The sequence below is a fragment of the Acinetobacter sp. TUM15064 genome (genome assembly GCF_008980265.1).
Taxonomy (GTDB): Bacteria; Pseudomonadota; Gammaproteobacteria; order Pseudomonadales; family Moraxellaceae; genus Acinetobacter.
This window is the reverse complement of record NZ_BKFU01000006.1, coordinates 48,479-71,051: the sequence shown is the minus strand read 5'-3', so window position 1 is coordinate 71,051 and position 22,573 is coordinate 48,479. Positions and strand designations below refer to the sequence as shown.

Below are 22,573 nucleotides of genomic sequence, written 5' to 3'. Positions count from 1 at the left end.
TAAAAGGTGCTAGTGCTTCATGTTCTAGCACCTTTTTTCATAGGATCAACATGAATTTTTTGCGTTTATTTTTAAACAAACCCATCAGCCAATATCATCCCCTACTTTATCTCATGGCCACACGTAGCCGACGTATGATGCGCTATTTGCAGTGGAAAACAGATGGGAAAGACTATGCACATTCATTTTCTAACATCCCTTTGGCTTTTCGCGTCAAAAAGCATCAGTCCGTTCTGATTCGTAAATTAGGCGATAGCGATCAACACTGGCAACACAATAAAGTCATCAATCTCAAAATTGCCAGTCCATGTATTTCTGGGATTTTAGTCCATCCACAACAAACGTTTTCTTTTTGTCAGTTGGTGGGACAACCAACAACTCAAAAAGGCTATGTCGAGGGAATGGAACTCAGCTTTGGGCAGGCTCGTGGTGGTATTGGTGGTGGTATTTGCCAAATTGCCAACCTCATCCACTGGCTTGTCTTGCATAGCCCGTTACAAGTGGTACAACGTTCACAGCATTCCTTTGACCCTTTTCCAGATCATGGTCGAGTGCTCCCTTTTGGGAGTGGCGCTGCAATTTTTTATAACTATATTGATTATCAATTTTACAACCCCACTCCGCATAGCTTTCAAATTCGGCTGTGGTTTAGTGAGAAATGCCTAGAAGGTGAACTGCGCTGTTCCGCCGATTTAGGCTATGTCTACCATGTGTTTGAACAACAGCATGCTTTTCTTAAAATCGGGACGGATTACTATCGTCAAAACGAAATATGGCGACACCGTAAAGAAAAATATAAAAGTGGTGAAATCTTAACAACCGAATGTATGACCCGTAACTTTGCCAAAGTGCTTTATCAACCCCCAAACATTGATCTGCACTATGCATCATGGACTGAATTTCAAGCGACACAAAACATCAAAACCAATTAAAACTTGATTTCCCACGGTATCACCCTTACATCTAGTGATAACTCAACATTTTATTTGGCTTAACAGCATGACATTAGAAAAAGCAACTTTGCCTGTTCCACAGTTTGATCAAATCACCTTAGTACAACTCCAACAACAGATTGAACAAGCCATTCAACAGGGTCAACATTTCTTAAAGGATCTGACCTTGGTTCCTGAATCGATTCAGGCACAGCTTGCGGTCTTAGCACAAGTCGATACTCTAGAAAACAATATGAGCGAAGCGTGGGGCGTACTGTCTCACCTCAATGCGGTGATGAACAATACTGAAACCCGCGAGCTCTATCAGTCTTTATTACCTGCATTAAGTGAGTACTATACCGAACTGGGTCAGCACACCGTACTGTATCAAACCTATCAACACATTCATGATGCTGCACAATTTGATCACCTCCCTGAAGCCCAACAAAGTGCGATTAAACTTGCGCTGCGCGACTTCAAACTGTCTGGGGTGGCTTTAGAAGGTGCAGCCAAAAAACGTTATGCAGAAATCTCAGCTCGCTTATCACAACTGTCATCGGACTTTTCCAACCATGTTTTGGATGCAACCCAAGCCTACTTCAAACCATTAACGAAAGATGAACTGGCAGGCCTCCCCCAAAGCAGTGTTGAGCTGTTAAAACAATATGGTCAACAACGCGAACTGGATCAACCCGTTGCCACTTTAGACTTCCCGTCGTATTTGGCGATTATGACCTACGCGGAAAACCGTCCTTTACGAGAAGAACTGTATCGTGCCTACACCACACGTGCATCAGATCAGTCTGAACACGCTGAGTTTGATAACAGCGCGGCGATGGAAGAAATCTTAAGCCTGCGTCAGGAAATGGCTGCATTGTTGGGTTTCAACAACTACGCCGAGCTTTCATTGGCCAGCAAAATGGCGCCAAATGTTGCCACGGTGGATCAATTCTTACGTGATTTGGCTGAACATTCACGTGCCCCTGCGCTCAAAGAAGTGGCTGAGCTGAAAGCCATTGCCGCTGAAGATGGCATTGATGATTTAAAACCGTGGGACAGCACGTATTATTCAGAAAAACTAAAAGTCCAACAGTTTAATTTATCTCAAGAAGCGCTCAAGCCTTACTTCCCTGCACCCAAGATTTTGCAGGGCCTATTTAGTATTGTGAACCGTCTTTATGGCATCCAAGTGGTCGAACGTGAAGCTCCCGTATGGCATCCGGATGCACGCTATTTTGAACTCGAAGATCAAGGCGCAGTGGTCGGTGGATTCTATTTTGACCTTTATGCACGTCAGGGCAAACGTGGTGGCGCATGGATGAGTGGTTTCCGCTCTCGCACCCAAACAACGCAAGGCCTACAAAAACCGATTTGCTATATGGTATGTAACTTTACGCCACCTGTCGGTAATCAAGCCGCACTATTGACTCATGATGAAGTGATTACCTTGTTCCATGAATTTGGACATGGTTTACATCATATGTTAACCGAAGTCGACAATATTGCAGTTGCAGGCACACACGGCGTAGCATGGGATGCAGTTGAACTACCAAGCCAATTCATGGAGTTTTGGGCATGGGACACCGAAAGCTTAGACTTACTCAGTGCTCATATTGACACCCAAGAAACCTTACCAGAAAATCTACTCAAAGCCTTGCTGGATGCACGTTTCTTCCAGTCTGGCATGCAAAGTCTACGTCAAATTGAGTTTGCCCTGTTCGACCTCAGCATTCATAAAACAGCCCCTGCTTTAAAAGCGGATCAAATCCAAGCCACCTTAAATGAGATCCGTGCACAGTATGCTGTTTTAGAAACCACGCCTTATAACCGCTTTCAACATAGTTTCAGCCATATTTTCGCAGGTGGCTACGCGGCGGGTTATTATTCTTATAAATGGGCGGAAGTTTTGGCGAGTGATGCCTTCGATCGTTTCGAAAATGAAGGAATTTTTAATACTGCCACTGGCAAAGAATTTCGCCAATTTATTCTAGCAGTTGGCGGAAAAGATACTGCACTTGATGCATTTATCAATTTCCGTGGACGTGAGCCAAAAATAGATGCTTTACTTCGTCATCAAGGTTGGACGAACCGCTAAAAATGTGAGTAAACTAAGCGCCTAAATTGTTCAGAAGGTAAGTCTAATGACTCTTAAACGCCGTTTCATTGCAGGTGCAAAATGTCCTAAATGTCAGGCAATGGATCGTGTCGTTATGCTTACCTCGAATGACGATGAATGGATTGAATGTATCGACTGTGGTTATTCTGAGAATCGACCTACCCATGTAGACGAGCCTCAGATCCCAGCTACCCCAGACGAAGTTGGGGTCATTCAATTTAAACCGCGTCAATCCAAAGAATAAAAGGTCGAGTCGAATGTCACCCGTACAACACAACAATCCTAAATTGCTCTGGGGAATTACAGCAGGTCTGGTCGCAATCATTGCGATTTTTGCGCTGTATCAATGGATTTTTGCCTCACAAGAACCTGAAACACCCCCTCATCAAGCAGAATTGCTTCAACCCACTGTGAAAGCCATTCCAGAAGTGCAAAATGCGGCATCAAAGGCAGCAGCAGAAAATACGGTAAAATTGGTTGAAGAGGATATTCTAACATCCCCTGTGCCTAAAAATTCATCTTTAGCCAAAGAAGAAGTAGCCAAACTGGACGACATTCAAACTCAACTCAAAGAACAAGAAACTACCTTGCAAGCGCAGCATAAAGATGCTGATGAATTAATGAAACTCAAAGAAGAACAAATTAAACTGTTAGAAGCCCAACTGGCAACACAGTAATCCCCCTTTGCACTTTTTAAATACGCTAGAATATCAACCGATACTCTAGTGTATTTTTATCATGTCTACTCAGACCACCTCATCTAGCGTGCTTAAAGCCATAGCCCTACTCATTATTTCAGCGCTGCTGTTTTCTTTGATGGGGGTGTGTATTCGCTATGCTTCACATACAGTGGATAATGTCAGCATTGTTTTTTTCAGAAACTTCGTGGGTTTATTTATTTTTTTACCGCTGATTTTACAGCGAGGACTGGGCTTTTTTAAAACAGAACGTCTGTGGATGCACACTTGGCGCTCCATGGTTGGGCTTGTCGCGATGTATGGTTTTTTCTACGCGATTGCTCACTTAAAACTGTCAAACGCCATGGTCTTTACTTATTCGTCTCCTATTTTTATTCCTTTGATTGCTTGGCTATTTTTAAAAGAAAAAATCACGCGCTCAATGCTGATTGCCGCGTTGATTGGGCTTTTAGGCGTCCTATGTGTGGCGAAACCTGATGCTGGCTTATGGAATCAGTTGTCCTTCATTGGCCTCAGTGCTAGTTTTTTAGCGGCCATGGCTTTTGTCACAGTACGTGCACTTACTGCAACCGAACCGCCTGAGCGCATTGTCTTTTATTTCTGCTCTATTGGTACTCTGATTTCCATGATTCCCATGTTTTGGCATATCCGTCCTTACACATGGACAGAACTGAGCTTCCTGATTGGAGCGGGTCTACTTGCCAATGTCAGCCAACTGGTGATGTCTCATGCCTATCGACTGGCGCCTGCAGGTCAAATTGGGCCTGTAAATTATGTCGCAATTATTTTTGCAGGCCTCTGGGGTTATTTATTTTGGCGAGAAACTCCTGATTTTTATAGTTTGATTGGCTTTGCCCTGATTTTATTGGCAATTGTGGTTTGTAGCCCTCTGTTGCAAAGACGGCTACGTCCCTAGCAAGCTCTCCAATAAATCCAAAGCATAAAAAAGCATCCGAAGATGCTTTTTTAATGTTCCAAGTTTATTTAAATCTTAGTGATACCAACCGAATAACTTAAAGAAGTAAGGCACATAGGCAATGATCAACATTGCTGGGAATAGTACAATTAAAGGCAAAATCCAGCGCTCATAACGATAATAGAAAGACAGATGACGAACCTCTGCATCGGCCTCATTCACCTCTGCATCACCTATAGATTGCCTTGCCAAGAGATGATTAAGTGCAACAGGTGGTGTCACATAGCCCAACTCAAAACCAATCAAGGTGATCATCCAGAAATGTACAGGATGAATACCATATTGATAGGCCACAGGGGCAACCGTCGCAGAAATCAAAATCACGGCGCCAAACGGATCCATAATCATCCCAACAAAGACCATCAATCCCACAATCAGAGTAATGACCAAGAATGTACTGCTAATATCGGTTGGGAAGAAACTCATCACCTCCGTACGTTCAAGCAATCCACCCACACTGACTGAAAGTGCCATTAAAATGACCAAAGCACCAATATGCCCAACCGTTTCACTGGTCGAGATATGCATCGACTTCCAAAAACCAACTTGGCGTAATACATCCATAGAGCTCGATTGAACCACGCCATGATTCACCACTTGTCCATCATCTGCTGCATTGCCATGTAGACCTTCACGATATTCTGCATGAGCAACTTGCGCACCCGCTAAAGCAGGCTCATTATTGGAGTTATAATTTGCAGTCAGCGTTTCATCCCAGTGCCCAACCGCAGGCAGTGGCGCAGGTTGATGACGTAATTTATCAAATAACACGATCATCAATAAAATGACAGGCATCATCACTGGCGCTGTAAATTCATTCAGATCAGTGTCTAATAGATACTTATAGAACATCCAGATCAGAACAAAAATTGCTATATACGGAACCACAGCAAGGAAAGCACGCCCTGATTTTGGCGCTGCCACACTCGGTGATGCGATGCGGAATTTACTTTCAGCAAAGAACAAAGACACAACCAAGAATAAAGTTGAAGTCAGTAAGAACGTATAGACACCATATTGATAAAGCAGATCTGTAGTTACTTCTTTATTTAATGATGCTACGACAACAATCAATAAACACGGACGTAGCACGACACCTAGCGAACCAGACATTGCCGTTGCAGCTAGAGCAAACTGGCGACGACCACCCGCATTCCAGACTTCTTTATAAATAATCGCCCCTGCTGCAATCACAAAGATCCCTGAAGCACCTGTATATGCAGTCGGTAAAGCTGCAGCGATTAAAATCAACCATGTGAGTGTTTCAGGTGCCAAGTTCCATGGGCGTAAGATATTTAAAAACAGATCCACAACGCGTGTCTGTTTCAGTAACATACCCGCCCAAATGAACAGCGCTAAATTAAGAAAAATACTCGAGAACTCAACCAACTGACCAAGATAAATACCTTGCCCCATTGGGTAGTCCATAAAGAAGATAAAAGCAACACCCGTGATCACCGCCATGTAGGCATATAAAGGCACACTCAGAAAAGCAAAACCAAGACGCCCACCTGCTTTAGCCTCTTTCGGTGGGCTAAACAACTGCCAAACACTGATCAATGTGAGTACTGAAAACAAAATCATCCACAGCCAATAAATCAGCTGGGTTTCGCCATTCATTGGCACACCCGAGTCTTTGACTGAGTTAAATTGACTAATGCTTGAGTAGGTTAATAACCCATTACCCAGTGTCATCAGTAGACTATAAACACGATAATCCAACTTGGTTGCAGGTCCACGTAAACCAATATGATGGATTTTTAATGTCGCGCTAATTGCAGCTAAGACCACCATAAAAATCAACAGAATGGCACGATTTTCTGTCCCAAATTTAAAAATACCGAAAAAGGTCGTTTCAAAATTACGATAGGCACGAATACTTGGATGTGCCTCCATGTGTAGCATGGCTTTATCGTAAAATTGATACTTTTCCTCACACTGTTGTACACCTGCCAAAATAGACGCACGCACATCCGCTTCTGAAGCAGTACCAAAAAAATCTGCAAACTCATCGGCAGCATTGGCCTGCATTTGAGTTTTGACCATTGCATCCACATTAGGGTGACGATTACATTCAGGTTTGGTCGGTTCAGCCCTTAAAAAAGAGTACTGCATGCCTGTGGCAGGGTCACCATATAGGCGCTCTCCCATACGGAGTAACTGACCATGAATCATTTCACCTGTACCTATTAATAGCGTAAGTAACAGTAAAATCAGAATTAAGAAAGTGGAAATCCACTCCGTCCATATATACTTCAGCAGATCGAGTCCTGATCTGCTCTGTCCATGATTCTGCATGTTGTTTCCTATTTTTATTTGCAGTTCTATTCGGCGTAATACGCTGTAGAACCTGTCGTTTTGTCGGCTTGAGCTTGTCCTTTCTCGATGCCTTTAGATTTTTGTTTTGTTTATCTTTGCATCAAATTTATATTTTTGAATATGACAATCTGGATTTTCTTTTTAGAATTTAGGTCAATAGATTACTCATCAAATAGATTCACCCCGATTAAATACATAGCTGCAATCACAATCCCCCAGATCACACCCAATAAATGTGCTTCGACTAAGACTGGACTCCCGATCAGTTCAGCCGTAGCACTCGCCCCAAGGGTATTTTCCCAAATCAGTTTGCCTAAAATGAGAAACAACACCAAACTCGCAAACATCCGCTCTTTACGGTAAAGCAAATGGACGATGGCAATCGCAGTGAACATCCCATGCAATACACCTGACAGCCCAGCATAGGCTTCAATATCGGCCAAAAAATAATAAAAACTGAGACTAATTAATGGCGGTAAAATCAGCAATAACGCCACAAAATGCCAGACACGCACGCGTGGGAAAATAAAAGGCAGACACATAAATGCCAACATATTAAGGGCAAAATGAATCCATCCCACATGCACCCAGTGCGCAGTCCACAAACGCCAAACTTCAGGAAAAATATCCACACGCCAATAAATAAATTGATCTTTAAAAATCTGTAGGCATGCCGAAATTGATACGACGAACGCAATCAAAATGATTTTTCTATATAGAAATTGATCTTGCATCGCATGCCCTTATGCTGTGACTCATTTATTTATTGTTATTTTTTTGACTACATGGCTCAGTTTAAAATTGGTTAACTTTCATTAAACAGTTCATCCAACTCTGAACGATCTTCTTTTTCATCCCAGAAATGCGCCATACCACCATCACCTGTTCGTGTCCCTGTATGTTCAGTCCAATAACGATCAGAAATGCCTTGTACCATACTCGAAGCCATACTATCAATCAGCTTAAACTGTGGATTAGTCTGTTTTTCATCACTATGTGAAGCCGCATAACTTTTCAAGGCATCACGAATTTTCGCATCATCACCACTGGCTTGCGCTGCAATAGCATACATCGCATGGGCTAAACGCACCCCTTTTTGCTCGCCGATTTGCATAGATTGTTTTAAAGTCTGATATGGATCAGGCTTACCTTCACCCGCACCTGGTAACAAGGTCCAAATCACCGCACGTGTTGCATTCGGTGCACCCCAAAACTTTTCATTGTCTAGACACACCATGCCACGCTCGACAATAGCCGCAATGTCTTTAGGAACATTGACTGCACCACCTGAGTTAATATCATTAGTCATCGCTTGTAGACCGCTCAACATCCCCAGCATATATACAGTTTGATCTAAATCGCTGTTCATTTTTGGGCAACCTTCGCCCAGTGGCTTTTTATACTTTTTTTCCCAACGGTTTTGGAACAATTGATAGCCTGTATATTGACGCTGTGCAGCAATAGCAGCCCAACGTTTTTGTTCAATACGCGCATCCTGGGCTTCAGAAACATTACCTGCTTTAGAGGCACGTAAATAACGAAGCTCTGACTCTAGCGCCTGATTCTCCGCACAAATACCTGAAGCCGAATAGAGTAAAACCGCAATACGTGTTGGGTCTGCGCCCATATCTTTGGTCGACATAATCGCAGGCGTCAAAGCATTGCCTGAATTGCAGACCATCTCTGCATCTTCCATAGCCAATATAGGCGGAACAATATGTTTTTCACTAAACCCAAGTGCAACATTAGCACCTGTTTTAACCACTTGTGAACAACCCGAAAATAATAAACTTGTAATCGCTACAACAGCCATACCTTGGCCTATTTTTTGGACTTGCGACATTTTCCTGTCCTCTATTTGTATAATTGTATGCGTCCGTGCTGACAAACATAGCAGAAGCAATTTCCGAAGAAAAGAGTATTTACTCTAAATCCGACTACTACTCTGCCATGAAATAAAAAGCGGAAAATTGACTTAAATGACACCCATATTTTTTTTCAGGCAAAAAAAAGTAGCATAGCGACGGTTCGGCACATGCTACTTATGAACTGAGAAGCCTAGTTAGGCTTTGTTTGGTGCAAATCGTTCCTTCAGCACAGTTCCTAATCGTCCTATAACAATCGCTAACACAATTGCTACCACTAGAAACATCCAAGTTGGAATCATCATAAGATTATCCTTGTTTGCTGTTGGTGATTTGAATGTACATTTTAAGAACAACAAACTATAAGAATGTTGTCTGACAATTTGAAAATAGCGTTAAATTTCTTCCGAACTGTCAGACAAAGAGAGATGAAGTCAGTTTATATTTATTATTTTTCAATAGTTTGGTTAGAGTATAAAAGCTAATATTGTCCAACAATTACTGCATTTTAGTGAGTATTTTCAACGCTTTCCACTGTCTCAAGGATAACTGATCACACCAGACCAACATCGGTTTGGCACGGAAATGTTGAAAATAGATCACGATATACGCACGATGGTCGATAATATGACTGATCTGCACACGCTGCACATCGCTTTGCGTTTTATGCGACAAGGACCAATCTCGACCATCCAAATACTGTAATTGAAAGTGTTGCGGCCCTCGTAGAAAAAACAGATATAAAATAAAACCTGCGACCAAAGCAATCAGCCATAACCACAAAGGCAATAGCTGATAGAGTACAAACATTAAAATGGCATAAATTGACAACTGAAATACATAAGCCAAACGGCTAGGTTTCAGTTGAAAATGACGATTATCCATTACACTTATCCATGTACATAATGCTTTAACTTTTGAATCAAGGTTTTCATTTCAGGGTGCGGTGGTTCAGACACTTCCATGAACCAGTCCAATAAATCTGGGTCTTCTTGTTCAACCAATGCTGCAAACATGGCCTTTTCCGCAGGATCCGCCTGAAGATAATAATTTTTCACATAAGGATCAAAGTACACATCAATTTCTTTTAAACCACGACGTGCACGGTAGATTACTTTACGCTCTTCCAAGCTCATTTCTTCAGTCATTACATTCCCCAGATGAATTACAACGGCTTAGTTTAACCGATCACACCTCCCTCGCCACTAGTTAAATGTCGCAATTTTTTCAACTGGCAAAACCCATCAAAAAATCAACCGCATTTGAGCATTCAGTCCATTGTCGCATGTCCTGCTTTTCACTAATCTTCTAGCAAAATAACAACATCAGGATGAGCTTCCATGCAATCAGGCGCGATTCGCCCGTTAAACAATATGCTGCCGCGTAATTTATTTAATGCTGAACATGAGGCATTTCGAGAAACTGTGCGAAAGTTTTATGCCAAAGAAGTTGTTCCCAATATTGAAAAATATGAACAACAACAACATGTCGATCGTGAGCTATGGAATAAAGCAGGCGCCATGGGACTACTGTGTGCCACCATGCCTGAAGCTTATGGTGGTTCGGGTGTAGACCGTTTATACAGTATGATTTTGATTGAAGAACAAGCCTATGCCATGGATTCCTCGACAGGGTTTTCACTACACTCTGACATTGTCGCGAACTATATCAATAACTTTGGCAGTGAAGCACAAAAACACTATTGGTTAACGCGGATGGCTTCGGGTGAAACCGTCACAGCCATCGCGATGACTGAACCTGGCACAGGCTCAGACTTACAAGCGGTACGAACAACGGCTGTTTTAGAGGGAGATGACTATATTATCAATGGCTCTAAAATCTTCATTACCAATGGCTATCTCTGCGATATGGCGATTGTGGTCTGTAAGACGGGTGACAGTGAGAAAGGTTCAGCTAATCTCTCATTAATCATCGTTGAAGCTGATCGTGTAGGTTTCAGTAAAGGCAAACCTCTCAATAAAATTGGAATGAAAGGACAAGACACCTGCGAATTATTTTTTGATCATGTCCGAGTCCCTAAAGAGAACCTGCTCGGTTTGGAAGGCATGGGCTTTATGATGTTAATGAAGGAATTGGCTTGGGAGCGTATGCTAGTGGCGATTATTTGCCAAGCGGGTGCAGAAGCAGCACTGGCACATACTGTTCAGTACACCAAAGAGCGTAAAGCCTTTGGAAAAAGTATCTCTAGCTTTCAAAATACCCGCTTTAAACTGGCAGAGTTGCGTACAGAAATTGACTTTTGCCGGGCTTATCTGGATCGTTGTATGCAATTACAACTCGAAGATAATTTGGGGGTTGACGCAGCAGCAGCAGCTAAATATAAAATTTCAGAGATGTTTTCTAAAGTTGTGGATGAATGTCTGCAACTACATGGCGGCTATGGCTATATGTTGGAATATCCAATTGCACGTGCCTATTTAGATAATCGCGCCAATCGTATTTACGCAGGCACCAATGAAATCATGAAAGAACTCATCTCACGTTCTCTTTAACTCAAATAGCCCATCTCTAGATGGGCTATTGCATTTATATATTTGCTTCAAGAAAGTCCGCAATCAACGCAACCACCAAATCGGGTTGCTCTTTATGCGGCATATGATGCAGTCCCTCTAAAATTTGTAATTCGGCTTGTCCTGTGACCCCTGAAAAAATTTGTTGTGGTTGTGCCGTGGTTGCATATTCATCTAGTTCACCATGAATAACCAACGTCGGACAACAGACACCGCCTATTATCTCAGCCAGACTCCAATCCTGAAAAGCGGGGGCCAACCATGTTTCAGTCCATGCATCAAGCACCCACTGTGCTTTGTTCGGGTGGTATTTGGCTAAACGCTCTATTTGCCCTGCTTGTTGAAAGCCTAGTTTTGCCTCTCGAATGCCTGCTAGAGTCAGCTCTTCAACGGTATACTGTGCAGAGATAGTAATTAAGGCGTGGCAACATTCTGCATAAATTGCTGCAATCGCAATCGACATCCCACCTCCGACACTGTGCCCAAGGATAATAAAATCCTGTATCGAGAAATAATCCAAAACTGCTTTAAAGCACTGTGTGGCTTCCGTGGATACAAAACTATATGCCAGTGAAGTCGGATGAGCATCGGATAAACCAAAACCCAGTCGATCATAAGCATAAATCACACGGCCTGTTGCCTGAGCCAGCTGTGCAGGAAAATCTCGCCATAAGCTCACTGAGCCTAATGAATCATGCATTAAAATTATGGGTGCCAAAGATAGATCGCCCGAATCAGTTTGCCACTTTTTGGCGTGAATCCTATATTCTGTATATTGAATTTGATGGACTTCTTCTAAGATTTTCAACGCATTTCCTATTCTTTGTTTTCTCAGTGTTCAAAATCATCTAATAGTTCAAACCTGAAAGAAAGCCCCAAAAGAGAACTGCTCAAGTCATTAAAAAAGGAGCCTAAGCTCCTTTCATATCTATGTCGTTTTGCAAGTTAGGACACTAGTTTGGGTTTCTGATCCAATGCTAGCTCACGTTTAGCAAATTTCAGTATACCATCCTCAAAAGAAGCATTCTTTAATGCTTTACGATCAGCTAAATAGTTATTCGACACTTTCCAAGGTGCATGCTTGCCTTGTTTTGGCATAACACCTGCTGCACGTGCGATATAACCAGAACTTAAACTTCCCATCACCGTATCTTGCATTAGCTCAGTCGCATCCCCTTGAGGAATCACTTCAGTCCATTGTTTTTGATCCATATAGTTGAGTAAACGACAAATGTATTCTGCGGCAATATCCACCTTTAAAGTCCAAGAGGCATTGATATAACCAATAATCATCGCCATATTCGGCACATCACTGACCATCATGCCTTGATACAACATATGTTTAGATGTGTCTAAAGGTTCGCCATCAATCGTTGCTTGAATGCCGCCCAAGATTTGAATTTCTAAACCTGTCGCTGAGACAACAATATCCGCCTCTAAATGCTGACCAGACTTTAATTGAATACCCGTTTCAGTAAAGCGCTCAATCTGATCTGTTTCAACACTGGCTTGACCTGAACGAAGAATTTTAAATAAATCACCGTCTGGCACCACACATAAGCGCTGATCCCACGGATTATAGTCAGGGGTAAAATGTTTCATATCCACTTTACCTTTGAGCTGCATCTTAATCGACTGTAACAGCAGTCGGCGTAGCAGTTTCGGTTGTTTCTGCGCGAGTGCATAAATTCCACGTTGCATCCCAATGTTACGCGCACGAGTCAGTTTATACGCTACATCTTCAGGTAACACTTTACGCATTTTGTCATATACAAAATCAATAGATGGCACTGAAGCAATATAGGTTGGCGAACGCTGTAACATGGTCACATGACTAGCCCCACCCTTGGCCATCGCAGGTACTAGCGTAATTGCTGTTGCGCCACTACCGATGATCACTACTTTTTTGCCGCGATAATCTAAGTTTTCAGGCCATAACTGTGGATGAATAAACTGCCCTTTGAATGCTTGTTGATTTGGAAACTCAGGTTGGAAACCATGATCATAGTTATAATAGCCTGTGCAACCAAACACAAAGTTTGCAATCCAGTTCTCTTTTTTACCTTTCGCATTCTCAATCACCACCTGCCATTTCTTTAGTGCAGAATCATAATTGGCGCTTAAAACACGATGCTTAAAATGAATTTTTTCTTTGAGCTTTTGTTCATCTATCACTTCGGATAAATAGCCTTTAATCGACGAACCATCAGCCAGTACACTCGCCTGCTGCCATGGTTTAAAATTAAAACCAAAGGTCGACATATCAGAATCAGAACGAATTCCGGGGTACTTAAATAGATCCCAAGTACCACCAAAGCTATCGCGACGTTCAATAATCTCAAAAGAACGTTGTGGGCAATGCTTGGTTAAATGTGCGGCAAGACCAATACCAGAAATACCAGCACCTACAATCAGTAAATCGACGTGCTTATCCATGTTGTTTTTATCCTGTCTTATATTCTGTTCTTATTAAACCACAAAGCTGACAATACACAATGTCAAGTTTAAGCATATTTCCCACAAAATATGTCAATACGGGTCAAAATAAAAAAATTGTTAAACAATAAGACATAAAAAAGACCGGTGAAACACCGGTCTTTTTTTAAGAACAACTGAATAGTTCTACGAAATTATTTAACTTCGCGATCTACTAGTTCAACGTAAGCCATCGGCGCAGCATCACCTGCACGGAAGCCCGCTTTAAGAACACGTAGATAACCGCCGTTACGTTCTTTGTAACGAGGGCCAAGAACGGTAAATAATTTACCAACAGTTGATGCTGAACGAGTACGAGCAAACGCTAAGCGACGGTTTGCAACAGTATCGTTTTTAGCTAAAGTGATTAAAGGCTCAGCTACACGACGTAACTCTTTTGCTTTAGGCACAGTTGTTTTGATCAACTCGTGCTCAAACAAAGAGTTAGCCATGTTTTGAAACATCGCTTTACGATGGCTGCTGGTACGGCCTAATTTCACACCACTATTACGATGACGCATGGTGATAGTCCTACTTAATTAACGGCTACGATAGGCGAAACGATCGTCCATACGGAGACTAGCTGGTGGCCAGTTCTCTAAACGCATGCCGAGTTGTAAGCCTTTTGAAGCCAGAACATCTTTGATCTCAGTAAGCGATTTTTTACCAAGGTTAGGAGTTTTAAGTAACTCAACCTCAGTGCGCTGTACTAGATCACCAATGTAGTAAATGTTTTCTGCTTTCAAACAGTTAGCAGAACGAACAGTAAGCTCTAGATCATCTACTGGACGAAGCAAAATTGGATCAACTTCTTCACGAGGTTCTTGAGCAACAGGAGCTTGATCTTTCTGAAGATCAACAAAAATTGCAATTTGTTGTTGCAAGATTGTTGCCGCTTTGCGGATCGCTTCTTCTGGATCAACTGTACCATTGGTCTCAAGATCAATGACCAATTTATCAAGGTCTGTACGTTGTTCTACACGAGCGTTTTCCACTGTGTAAGACACACGTTTGATTGGGCTATAAGAAGCATCTAACTGTAAGCGACCTACAGGGCGAGTTTCGCCTTCCGGGAAACGCGAGTCAGAAGTTTCATAACCACGACCTTGAGAAACTTTCAAGCGCATTTTTAATGAGCCTGAAGCACTTAAAGTACCGATCAAATGTTCAGGGTTAACCACTTCAACATTATGAGGTAAACGAAGGTCAGCGGCAGTTACGTCGCCAGGACCTTGTTTCTCTAATGTCAAATAAGCTTCATTTTGATCGAACAGCTTAATAGACAATCCTTTTAGGTTCAGCAAGAGCTCGACGATGTCCTGCTGCAAGCCTTCCAAAGTACTGTACTCGTGCTCGACACCTTCAATCTCAACTTCAACCACAGCAGCGCCAGGCAAAGAAGAAAGAAGGATGCGACGTAAAGCATTGCCCAGAGTATGACCAAAGCCACGCTCTAAGGGTTCTAGAATAACTTTTGCCGAGGTCCCGCTAACCGCTTCGACCTTGATCGCTTGCGGAGTTAGAAACTCATTTGCAGTACGCGTCATTATTGCTACCTCAAGGATTATTTAGAATACAATTCTACAATCAAGCTTTCGTTGATTTCAGCAGGTAAATCTGAACGATCTGGTGCAGCTTTGAACGTACCTTCCAACTTAGAATGGTCAATTTCCATCCAAGCAGGGATACCACGTTGTGCAGCTAATTCAACTGCGTTTTTGATACGCAATTGTTGTTTAGCACCTTCATGTACAGCAATTACATCACCAGCTTTAACTTGGATTGACGCGATGTTAACACGACGGCCATTCAAAGTGATTGAGCGGTGAGATACTAACTGACGAGCTTCTGCGCGTGTAGAACCAAAACCCATGCGATAAACGACGTTATCAAGACGGCTTTCAAGCAATTTCAACAAGTTTTCACCTGTTGCGCCTTTAACACGAGCAGCTTCTTTATAGTAATTACTAAATTGACGCTCTAAAACACCGTACATACGACGTACTTTTTGTTTTTCACGTAATTGTAGTGAATACTCAGATTGTTTACCACCACGAGCTCCGCCATGTTGGCCAGGAGCTTTAGCAGCTTTTTTAGTTTTGACGTCAAATGGTTTAACGCCAGATTTTAATTGCAGGTCTGTCCCTTCGCGGCGAGAGAGTTTGCATTTTGGACCAATATAACGAGCCATGAATGTTTCTCCTTACACGCGACGTTTTTTAGGTGGACGGCAACCGTTGTGCGGGATTGGCGTCACATCGGTAATGCTGTTAATTTTATAACCCACTGCACCTAAAGCACGAACCGCAGACTCACGACCAGGACCAGGACCTTTTACAAGGACGTCCAAGTTTTTCAAACCGTAATCTAAAGCAGCTTTACCAGCAACTTCAGCAGCTACCTGAGCAGCAAACGGAGTTGATTTACGTGATCCACGGAAGCCTTGTCCACCAGAGGTAGCCCAAGCCAGTGCATTACCTTGACGATCGGTAATAGTCACAATGGTGTTATTAAAAGAAGCGTGAATGTGTGCAACACCTTCAGAGACGGTACGAGTGACCTTCTTGCGTGCGCGAGTATCTTTAGCCATCTTTTAGCTTCCAGAAATCTTATTTCTTAATAGGTTTGCGCGGACCTTTACGGGTACGTGCGTTAGTTTTGGTGCGTTGACCACGGACAGGCAAGCTGCGACGATGACGAAGACCGCGGTAGCAGCCTAAATCCATTAAACGTTTAATGTTCATGGAAATTTCGCGACGTAAATCACCTTCGGTTGGAACCTTAGCAACTTCTGCACGAATCGCATCAAGCTGAGCGTCATCTAATTCACGGATCTTAGTAGTAGTAGCGATGCCTGCAGCAGCTAAGATGTTCTTAGCAGTGTGGCGACCAATACCAAAGATGTACGTTAGAGAGATAACAGCATGCTTGTTATCCGGAATGTTTACACCGGCAATACGAGCCATTCAATTTTCTCCAAAAAGGCAGTTAAGACAATCAACCGCCCCACAAAAATCTTGAGGGGCGGATAATAACCTAATTAGCCTACTGAAATCAACAGGTCTTGATCAGATTAACCTTGACGCTGCTTATGACGAGGTTCTGCGCTACAAATTACGCGAATAACCCCATTACGACGGATAACTTTACAGCTACCACAAATTTTCTTTACAGAAGCTTGTACTTTCATGATGAAACCTCAAGTGCGCTTATCCCTTAGGATGAGCAGTCGTTTTTCTCATTAACGTTTGATTATCGTACTGATGCGAGGTGAGATGTGCTTGCAGCTGAGCCATAAAGTCCATCACTACCACCACAACAATCAGCAAAGATGTTCCACCTAAAGAAAATGGAATACCAAATGAGCTTTGTAAAATCATCGGCATTAAGCAAATGATGGTGATATAAATCGCACCAATAAATGTCAAACGGTTAAGAATATGATCTAAGTAACGAGCAGTTTGCTCACCTGGACGAATACCAGGTACATAAGCCCCGCTGCGTTTCAAGTTTTCCGATACTTCTTTCGGGCTAAATACAAGCGCTGTATAAAAGTAACAGAAAAAGATAATTAACGCACCAAAGAGCACCAAATACAACGGCTGACCAGGCGAAAGCACCAATGCCAAATCTTGCAAACTACGTTTGATAATACCCGCATTCGGATCTGCACTACCCACCCATTGCCCTAAGCTCGCAGGGAACAAAAGCAATGAACTTGCGAAAATCGCCGGGATCACACCCGCCATATTAATTTTTAATGGCAAATGCGACTGTTGTGCAGTAAACACACGACGTCCTTGTTGTTTTTGAGCATAGTTTACTGGAATACGACGTTGCGCCTTCTCAATAAACACAATTGCAGCTAATACAGCCAGAGATAACACACCAAAAATAACCAAGCCAATTAGACTGGTTTGACCATTATCTACTGATGATAGTGATTGCAGAATCAAATTCGGCAATCCTGCAACAATACCGGCGAAGATGATCATGGAAATACCATTCCCCACCCCACGTTCGGTAATTTGCTCACCCAACCACATCAAGAACATTGTACCTGCAACCAAAGAGGTTACAGCTGGTACGTAGAAAGCCAGACCTGCAGTTAAGGTAATGCCTTGACTGATCAGACCAGCACACATCCCAATTGCCTGCACAAGTGCAAGGAACAATGTACCTTGTCGCGTATACTGATTAATCTTACGCTTGCCTTGTTCGCCTTCTTTTTTTAAAGCTTCCAGCGAAGGAATAACTGTAGACATTAACTGCACGATAATCGATGCAGAAATGTACGGCATGATCCCAAGAGCAAGAATGGACATACGCTCTAATGCACCACCTGAAAACATGTTAAACAAACCAAGGATCGTGCCTTGGTTTGCATTAAAAAGATTTTCAAGTGCGGCATTATTAATGCCTGGTACTGGAATATGTGCTCCTAGTCGAAAAACCAATAATGCACCGATGAGAAACATCATACGGCGTATAATTTCACGGTATTTCACATGAAATGGCTGGCCTTTCATCATATTGACATGACCTGAAGAACTAGGAGACATAGACACTAGCGATTACTCCTCGACTTTACCGCCAGCAGCTTCAACAGCAGCTTTAGCGCCTTTAGTCACAGCAACACCTTGAACAGTGAATGCACGAGTAATTTCACCAGAAAGTACGATACGAGCACGTAACATATCTTTACGTACAACGTTTGCAGCTTTTAAAGTTTCTAGGCTAACGATGTCGCCTTCAACTTTAGTAAGCTCAGATAAACGTACTTCAGCAGTTTTTAAAGCGATTTGGCTAGTGAAACCGAATTTAGGTAAACGACGATATAACGCAGTTTGACCACCTTCAAAGCCCGGACGAGTACCACCGCTCTTACGTGAATTTTGACCTTTGACACCACGGCCACCAGTCTTACCAACGCCAGAACCGATACCACGGCCTAGACGACGATTTTCACGTTTTGCACCTTCAGCAGGTGCAAGCTCATTTAAACGCAGAGTCATGGCTTATTCCTCTACACTAACCATATAGTAGACTTGGTTGATCATACCACGGTTAGAAGGCGTATCTTGCACTTCTACAGTATGACCAATACGACGCAGACCTAAACCTTTAAGGCTAAGCTTGTGATTTTTCAAGCGATGCGATGAAGATTTAGTCTGGGTAACTTTAATCGTTTTCATGATTGATTACCCTTGAATTTGTTCTACTGTAAGACCACGTTTCGCAGCAACCTTCTCAGGAGAAGTCATATCACGCAGACCATTAAAAGTCGCGTTTACTACGTTCGCAGCGTTAGTAGAACCATAACATTTTGTTAATACGTTACGTACGCCAACAGCTTCTAGAACTGCACGCATAGCACCACCAGCGATTACACCAGTACCTTCAGAAGCAGGCTGCATGTAAACACGGCTTGCACCGTGACGCGCGTTAATAGGGTGTTGTACAGTACCGTTAACAAGGTCAACAGTAATCATGTTGCGACGAGCAGCTTCAAGTGCTTTAGAAATAGCAGCTGGAACTTCACGTGCTTTACCACGACCAAAACCTACACGACCATTACCATCACCTACCACAGTTAGTGCTGTGAAAGAGAAGATACGACCACCCTTAACAACTTTGGCTACACGATCAACGGCAACCAGCTTTTCAACAAGACCTTCGTTTTGTTCAACTTTAGCCATGATTAGAACTCCAAGCCGTTTTCACGAGCAGCATCAGCCAAGGCTTTGATACGACCATGATATTTGAAACCAGAACGGTCAAATGCAACTTTAGTAACACCAGCTGCTTTAGCGCGTTCTGCGATTAAAGCACCTACTTTAGTAGCTGCTTCAACGTTACCAGTTGTACCAGCACGTAAAGTAGCATCTAAAGTTGAAGCTTGCGCTAAAACTTTGCCACCATCTGCTGAGATAACTTGAGCATAGATGTGACGCGGAGTGCGGTTTACACACAAACGAGTCGCACCCAATGCACGAATGTGCAAGCGTGTGCTTTTCGCACGACGCAAACGGGATTGTTTCTTTTCGTTCATAAGAACCTCGCGCCTTATTTCTTCTTAGCTTCTTTACGAAGTACAACTTCGTCAGAATAACGAACACCTTTACCTTTATAAGGCTCTGGTGGACGGTAACCACGGATATCTGCAGCAACTTGACCTAAACGTGCTTTATCAGCAGATTTAAGAATAATTTCAGTTGCTGTAGGAGTTTCAGCAGTTACACCTTCAGGAAGCGTATAGTCGATCGGGTGAGAGAAACCAAGGTTAAGGTTAACAATGTTACCTTTAACCGCAGCTTTATAACCAACACCGATAAGTTGTAACTTACGTTCGAAGCCTTCGCTCACACCTTTTACAAGGTTGTTAAGCACAGCGCGAGCAGTACCAGCTTGCATCCAAGCGTCTTTCGACTCAGCTTTTGGAGCAATCGCTAGAATACCGTCTTCCTGTTTAAGCTCGACCAGCGCATGCAGGGTGAAAGACAAAGTACCTTTGCTACCTTTCACTTCGACCTGCCGGCCGTTCTGAGTAACTGTTACACCGTTAGGTACAGTTACTGGGGCTTTAGCCACACGAGACATGAGGAATCACCTATTAAGAAACAAAAGCAATAACTTCACCACCGATACCTGCAGCACGTGCAGCGCGATCAGTCATGATGCCTTTGCTTGTAGAAACAATTGCAATACCTAAACCTTGCTTAACGCTTGGAAGTGCATCTTTACCGCGATACTGACGTAGACCAGGACGGCTTACGCGTTTCACAGTTTCGATAACTGGTTTGCCTTCGAAATACTTTAAAGTCAAAGTAAGCGTCGCTTTGCCTTCAGCATCAGCAACTTCTACATTTGAAATGTAACCCTCTTGTTGAAGAACATTTGCAATTGCAACCTTCAACTTAGAGTTTGGCATAGAAACAGTTTGCTTCTTCGCCATTTGTGCGTTACGAACACGAGTTAACATGTCGGCAACGGTATCTTGCATACTCATCTATAGTGCTCCTTACCAGCTTGCCTTAACAACGCCCGGTACATCACCTTGCATTACTGTATCGCGTAATTTGTTACGGCTTAAACCGAACTTACGGAAGTAACCATGAGGACGACCAGTTAAACCACAACGGTTACGTAAACGTACTGGAGATGCATTACGTGGTAATGCTTGTAATTTCATCATCGCTTCGAAACGCTCTTCGTCGCTTGCATTTACGTTTGCAATAACAGCTTTTAATTCAGCACGTTTTGCAGCGTATTTAGCAACAGTAGCTTCGCGTTTCAATTCGCGATTAATCATACTTTTCTTAGCCATATCGACCTCTTATTTGAACGGGAAGCCGAATGCACGCATAAGCGCACGGCCTTCGTCATCGGTGCGAGCAGTCGTAGTGATGGTAATATCCATACCACGAATACGATCAATCTTATCAAAATCGATTTCAGGGAACATAATTTGTTCCTTAAGACCCATTGAGTAGTTACCACGACCATCAAATGATTTCGAAGAGAAACCACGGAAGTCACGGATACGAGGGATCGCAATCGAGATCAAACGGTCTAAGAATTCGTACATACGTTCGCCGCGTAAAGTAACTTTACAACCAATCGGCCAACCATCACGGATTTTGAAACCCGCGATTGATTTACGAGCTAATGTAAGAACTGGTTTTTGACCAGCGATAGCTTGCATATCAGCAAGAGCACCATCAAGGAGTTTTTTGTCAGCAGCAGCTGCGCCAACACCCATGTTGATCGTGATTTTAGTAATGCGAGGAATATCCATCACATTTTTAACGCCTAAAGTCTCTTGTAATTGAGCCTTAAGTTCGTCGTTGTAACGCGTTTTAAGTCTGGCCATTGCCTTTTCAACCTATTACTTCGCTACCGCCACTGATTCACCATTTGATTTATAAACACGAGTTTTCGCGCCATCAATCACTTGGTAACCAACACGGTCAGCCTTTTGGGTTGTAGCATTAAAAATTGCCACGTTAGAAATATGAAGCGAAGCTTCCTGTGTAACGACAGCGCCTTCAGCACCTGTTGCACGGTTTGGCTTTTGATGCTTCTTAACCAAGTTAAGGCCTTCAACCATAACACGGTCATTTGAAACAGACAGAACAGTACCCTGTTTGCCTTTTTCTTTACCTGCGATCACAATTACTTGATCGCCTTTTTTAATCTTAGCCATGATTGCCTCTTATAGAACTTCAGGAGCCAGTGAAATAATTTTCATGAACTGTTCAGTACGAAGTTCACGAGTCACTGGTCCGAAAATACGAGTTGCAATCGGCGCTTTGTTGTTGTTCAAAATAACAGCAGCGTTATCGTCGAAACGAATCACTGAACCGTCTGGACGACGGATACCGAATTTTGTACGTACAACTACAGCATTCATCACGTCACCTTTTTTAACACGTGCGCGTGGAATAGCTTCTTTTACAGTAACTTTAATAATGTCGCCAACAGAAGCATAACGACGATGTGAACCACCAAGTACTTTAATACATTGTACGCGGCGAGCACCACTATTGTCTGCTACGTCTAGCATACTTTCGGTTTGAATCATTGCCCTACTCCAAAACCGAGCATCACCGGTCTCAATTTCGAAAGGCTCAAAGAGTACTCGAAATTAACCGATGATGC

General features: G+C 42.8%; 30 protein-coding genes. 6 read left to right on the top strand and 24 right to left on the bottom strand.

Annotated features, from left to right (window positions below; translation table 11 throughout):
* Positions 1-50: 50 nt before the first annotated feature.
* The 5 genes from GBI16_RS03390 to GBI16_RS03370 all read left to right on the top strand — a co-directional run bounded on the left by GBI16_RS03390 (position 51) and on the right by GBI16_RS03370 (position 4,662).
* A complete protein-coding gene (locus tag GBI16_RS03390) occupies positions 51-932 on the top strand; it encodes a VanW family protein (RefSeq protein WP_110974082.1) in 882 nt (293 codons plus the stop codon).
* Between the two features lie 52 nt (positions 933-984).
* Complete coding sequence (locus GBI16_RS03385) at positions 985-3,027, top strand: M3 family metallopeptidase (protein ID WP_171494525.1); 2,043 nt, start codon at positions 985-987, stop codon at positions 3,025-3,027.
* Between the two features lie 46 nt (positions 3,028-3,073).
* Positions 3,074-3,292 carry a YheV family putative zinc ribbon protein gene (locus tag GBI16_RS03380; protein WP_086208936.1) on the top strand — a complete coding sequence of 73 codons (219 nt, stop codon included), beginning with the start codon at positions 3,074-3,076 and terminating at the stop codon, positions 3,290-3,292.
* 13 nt (positions 3,293-3,305) lie between these two features.
* Positions 3,306-3,725, top strand: coding sequence for a hypothetical protein (locus tag GBI16_RS03375; RefSeq protein WP_110974080.1), 420 nt, complete (start codon positions 3,306-3,308; stop codon positions 3,723-3,725).
* A gap of 61 nt (positions 3,726-3,786) precedes the next feature.
* Positions 3,787-4,662 carry a DMT family transporter gene (locus GBI16_RS03370; protein ID WP_110974079.1) on the top strand — a complete coding sequence of 292 codons (876 nt, stop codon included), beginning with the start codon at positions 3,787-3,789 and terminating at the stop codon, positions 4,660-4,662.
* Positions 4,663-4,737: 75 nt separating this feature from the next.
* Here GBI16_RS03370 and GBI16_RS03365 read toward each other — a convergent pair whose 3' ends face one another.
* From GBI16_RS03365 to GBI16_RS03345, 5 genes are all read right to left on the bottom strand, one after another.
* Positions 4,738-7,020: a TRAP transporter large permease subunit gene (locus tag GBI16_RS03365; RefSeq protein ID WP_110974078.1), complete on the bottom strand. Its 2,283-nt coding sequence runs from the start codon at positions 7,018-7,020 to the stop codon at positions 4,738-4,740.
* A 182-nt stretch (positions 7,021-7,202) separates the two neighbouring features.
* A complete protein-coding gene (gene rrtA / locus GBI16_RS03360) occupies positions 7,203-7,775 on the bottom strand; it encodes a rhombosortase (RefSeq protein WP_086208940.1) in 573 nt (190 codons plus the stop codon).
* A gap of 71 nt (positions 7,776-7,846) precedes the next feature.
* On the bottom strand, positions 7,847-8,884 hold the full coding sequence (locus GBI16_RS03355; RefSeq protein WP_086208941.1) for a hypothetical protein: 1,038 nt from the start codon (positions 8,882-8,884) through the stop codon (positions 7,847-7,849).
* Between the two features lie 520 nt (positions 8,885-9,404).
* Positions 9,405-9,791: a protein YgfX gene (locus GBI16_RS03350; protein ID WP_086208942.1), complete on the bottom strand. Its 387-nt coding sequence runs from the start codon at positions 9,789-9,791 to the stop codon at positions 9,405-9,407.
* Positions 9,792-9,796: 5 nt separating this feature from the next.
* Complete coding sequence (locus GBI16_RS03345; RefSeq protein ID WP_005401275.1) at positions 9,797-10,054, bottom strand: succinate dehydrogenase assembly factor 2; 258 nt, start codon at positions 10,052-10,054, stop codon at positions 9,797-9,799.
* Between the two features lie 192 nt (positions 10,055-10,246).
* Here GBI16_RS03345 and GBI16_RS03340 point away from each other — a divergent pair, with 192 nt between their 5' ends.
* Positions 10,247-11,419 carry an acyl-CoA dehydrogenase family protein gene (locus tag GBI16_RS03340; protein ID WP_151706520.1) on the top strand — a complete coding sequence of 391 codons (1,173 nt, stop codon included), beginning with the start codon at positions 10,247-10,249 and terminating at the stop codon, positions 11,417-11,419.
* A gap of 34 nt (positions 11,420-11,453) precedes the next feature.
* Here the strand turns inward: GBI16_RS03340 and GBI16_RS03335 are convergent, their stop codons facing one another.
* The 19 genes from GBI16_RS03335 to rplN all read right to left on the bottom strand — a co-directional run bounded on the left by GBI16_RS03335 (position 11,454) and on the right by rplN (position 22,496).
* Positions 11,454-12,245, bottom strand: coding sequence for an alpha/beta fold hydrolase (locus tag GBI16_RS03335; RefSeq protein WP_086208945.1), 792 nt, complete (start codon positions 12,243-12,245; stop codon positions 11,454-11,456).
* Positions 12,246-12,382: 137 nt separating this feature from the next.
* Entirely contained in the window at positions 12,383-13,873 is a 1,491-nt protein-coding gene (locus GBI16_RS03330; protein WP_151706519.1) for an NAD(P)/FAD-dependent oxidoreductase, read from the bottom strand.
* Between the two features lie 194 nt (positions 13,874-14,067).
* On the bottom strand, positions 14,068-14,433 hold the full coding sequence (gene rplQ / locus GBI16_RS03325; RefSeq protein ID WP_151706518.1) for a 50S ribosomal protein L17: 366 nt from the start codon (positions 14,431-14,433) through the stop codon (positions 14,068-14,070).
* A gap of 18 nt (positions 14,434-14,451) precedes the next feature.
* Complete coding sequence (locus GBI16_RS03320) at positions 14,452-15,459, bottom strand: DNA-directed RNA polymerase subunit alpha (RefSeq protein WP_004691292.1); 1,008 nt, start codon at positions 15,457-15,459, stop codon at positions 14,452-14,454.
* A gap of 17 nt (positions 15,460-15,476) precedes the next feature.
* A complete protein-coding gene (gene rpsD, locus GBI16_RS03315; protein ID WP_086208947.1) occupies positions 15,477-16,103 on the bottom strand; it encodes a 30S ribosomal protein S4 in 627 nt (208 codons plus the stop codon).
* Between the two features lie 12 nt (positions 16,104-16,115).
* On the bottom strand, positions 16,116-16,502 hold the full coding sequence (rpsK, locus tag GBI16_RS03310) for a 30S ribosomal protein S11 (protein WP_004281491.1): 387 nt from the start codon (positions 16,500-16,502) through the stop codon (positions 16,116-16,118).
* 19 nt (positions 16,503-16,521) lie between these two features.
* The gene (gene rpsM / locus GBI16_RS03305; protein ID WP_005012957.1) at positions 16,522-16,878 is read right to left on the bottom strand and encodes a 30S ribosomal protein S13; all 357 of its coding nucleotides are present in this window, start codon (positions 16,876-16,878) and stop codon (positions 16,522-16,524) included.
* A gap of 107 nt (positions 16,879-16,985) precedes the next feature.
* Positions 16,986-17,102: a 50S ribosomal protein L36 gene (gene rpmJ / locus GBI16_RS03300; protein ID WP_000867907.1), complete on the bottom strand. Its 117-nt coding sequence runs from the start codon at positions 17,100-17,102 to the stop codon at positions 16,986-16,988.
* Between the two features lie 19 nt (positions 17,103-17,121).
* Positions 17,122-18,441, bottom strand: coding sequence for a preprotein translocase subunit SecY (secY, locus tag GBI16_RS03295; RefSeq protein ID WP_171264445.1), 1,320 nt, complete (start codon positions 18,439-18,441; stop codon positions 17,122-17,124).
* 45 nt (positions 18,442-18,486) lie between these two features.
* A complete protein-coding gene (gene rplO / locus GBI16_RS03290) occupies positions 18,487-18,927 on the bottom strand; it encodes a 50S ribosomal protein L15 (protein ID WP_004691300.1) in 441 nt (146 codons plus the stop codon).
* A 3-nt stretch (positions 18,928-18,930) separates the two neighbouring features.
* Positions 18,931-19,107: a 50S ribosomal protein L30 gene (rpmD, locus tag GBI16_RS03285; protein ID WP_005012961.1), complete on the bottom strand. Its 177-nt coding sequence runs from the start codon at positions 19,105-19,107 to the stop codon at positions 18,931-18,933.
* Positions 19,108-19,113: 6 nt separating this feature from the next.
* Positions 19,114-19,611 carry a 30S ribosomal protein S5 gene (gene rpsE / locus GBI16_RS03280; protein WP_004691304.1) on the bottom strand — a complete coding sequence of 166 codons (498 nt, stop codon included), beginning with the start codon at positions 19,609-19,611 and terminating at the stop codon, positions 19,114-19,116.
* 2 nt (positions 19,612-19,613) lie between these two features.
* On the bottom strand, positions 19,614-19,964 hold the full coding sequence (gene rplR / locus GBI16_RS03275) for a 50S ribosomal protein L18 (RefSeq protein ID WP_004650473.1): 351 nt from the start codon (positions 19,962-19,964) through the stop codon (positions 19,614-19,616).
* Between the two features lie 14 nt (positions 19,965-19,978).
* Positions 19,979-20,512, bottom strand: coding sequence for a 50S ribosomal protein L6 (gene rplF / locus GBI16_RS03270; protein WP_086208949.1), 534 nt, complete (start codon positions 20,510-20,512; stop codon positions 19,979-19,981).
* Positions 20,513-20,525: 13 nt separating this feature from the next.
* Entirely contained in the window at positions 20,526-20,921 is a 396-nt protein-coding gene (rpsH, locus tag GBI16_RS03265; RefSeq protein WP_004691308.1) for a 30S ribosomal protein S8, read from the bottom strand.
* Between the two features lie 12 nt (positions 20,922-20,933).
* Entirely contained in the window at positions 20,934-21,239 is a 306-nt protein-coding gene (gene rpsN / locus GBI16_RS03260; protein ID WP_005180266.1) for a 30S ribosomal protein S14, read from the bottom strand.
* A 9-nt stretch (positions 21,240-21,248) separates the two neighbouring features.
* Entirely contained in the window at positions 21,249-21,785 is a 537-nt protein-coding gene (rplE, locus tag GBI16_RS03255) for a 50S ribosomal protein L5 (RefSeq protein ID WP_086208950.1), read from the bottom strand.
* Between the two features lie 15 nt (positions 21,786-21,800).
* On the bottom strand, positions 21,801-22,118 hold the full coding sequence (gene rplX / locus GBI16_RS03250) for a 50S ribosomal protein L24 (protein ID WP_086208951.1): 318 nt from the start codon (positions 22,116-22,118) through the stop codon (positions 21,801-21,803).
* 9 nt (positions 22,119-22,127) lie between these two features.
* Positions 22,128-22,496, bottom strand: a complete 369-nt coding sequence (rplN, locus tag GBI16_RS03245) for a 50S ribosomal protein L14 (RefSeq protein ID WP_004657680.1) — start codon at positions 22,494-22,496, stop codon at positions 22,128-22,130.
* Between the last annotated feature and the right edge of the window lie 77 nt (positions 22,497-22,573).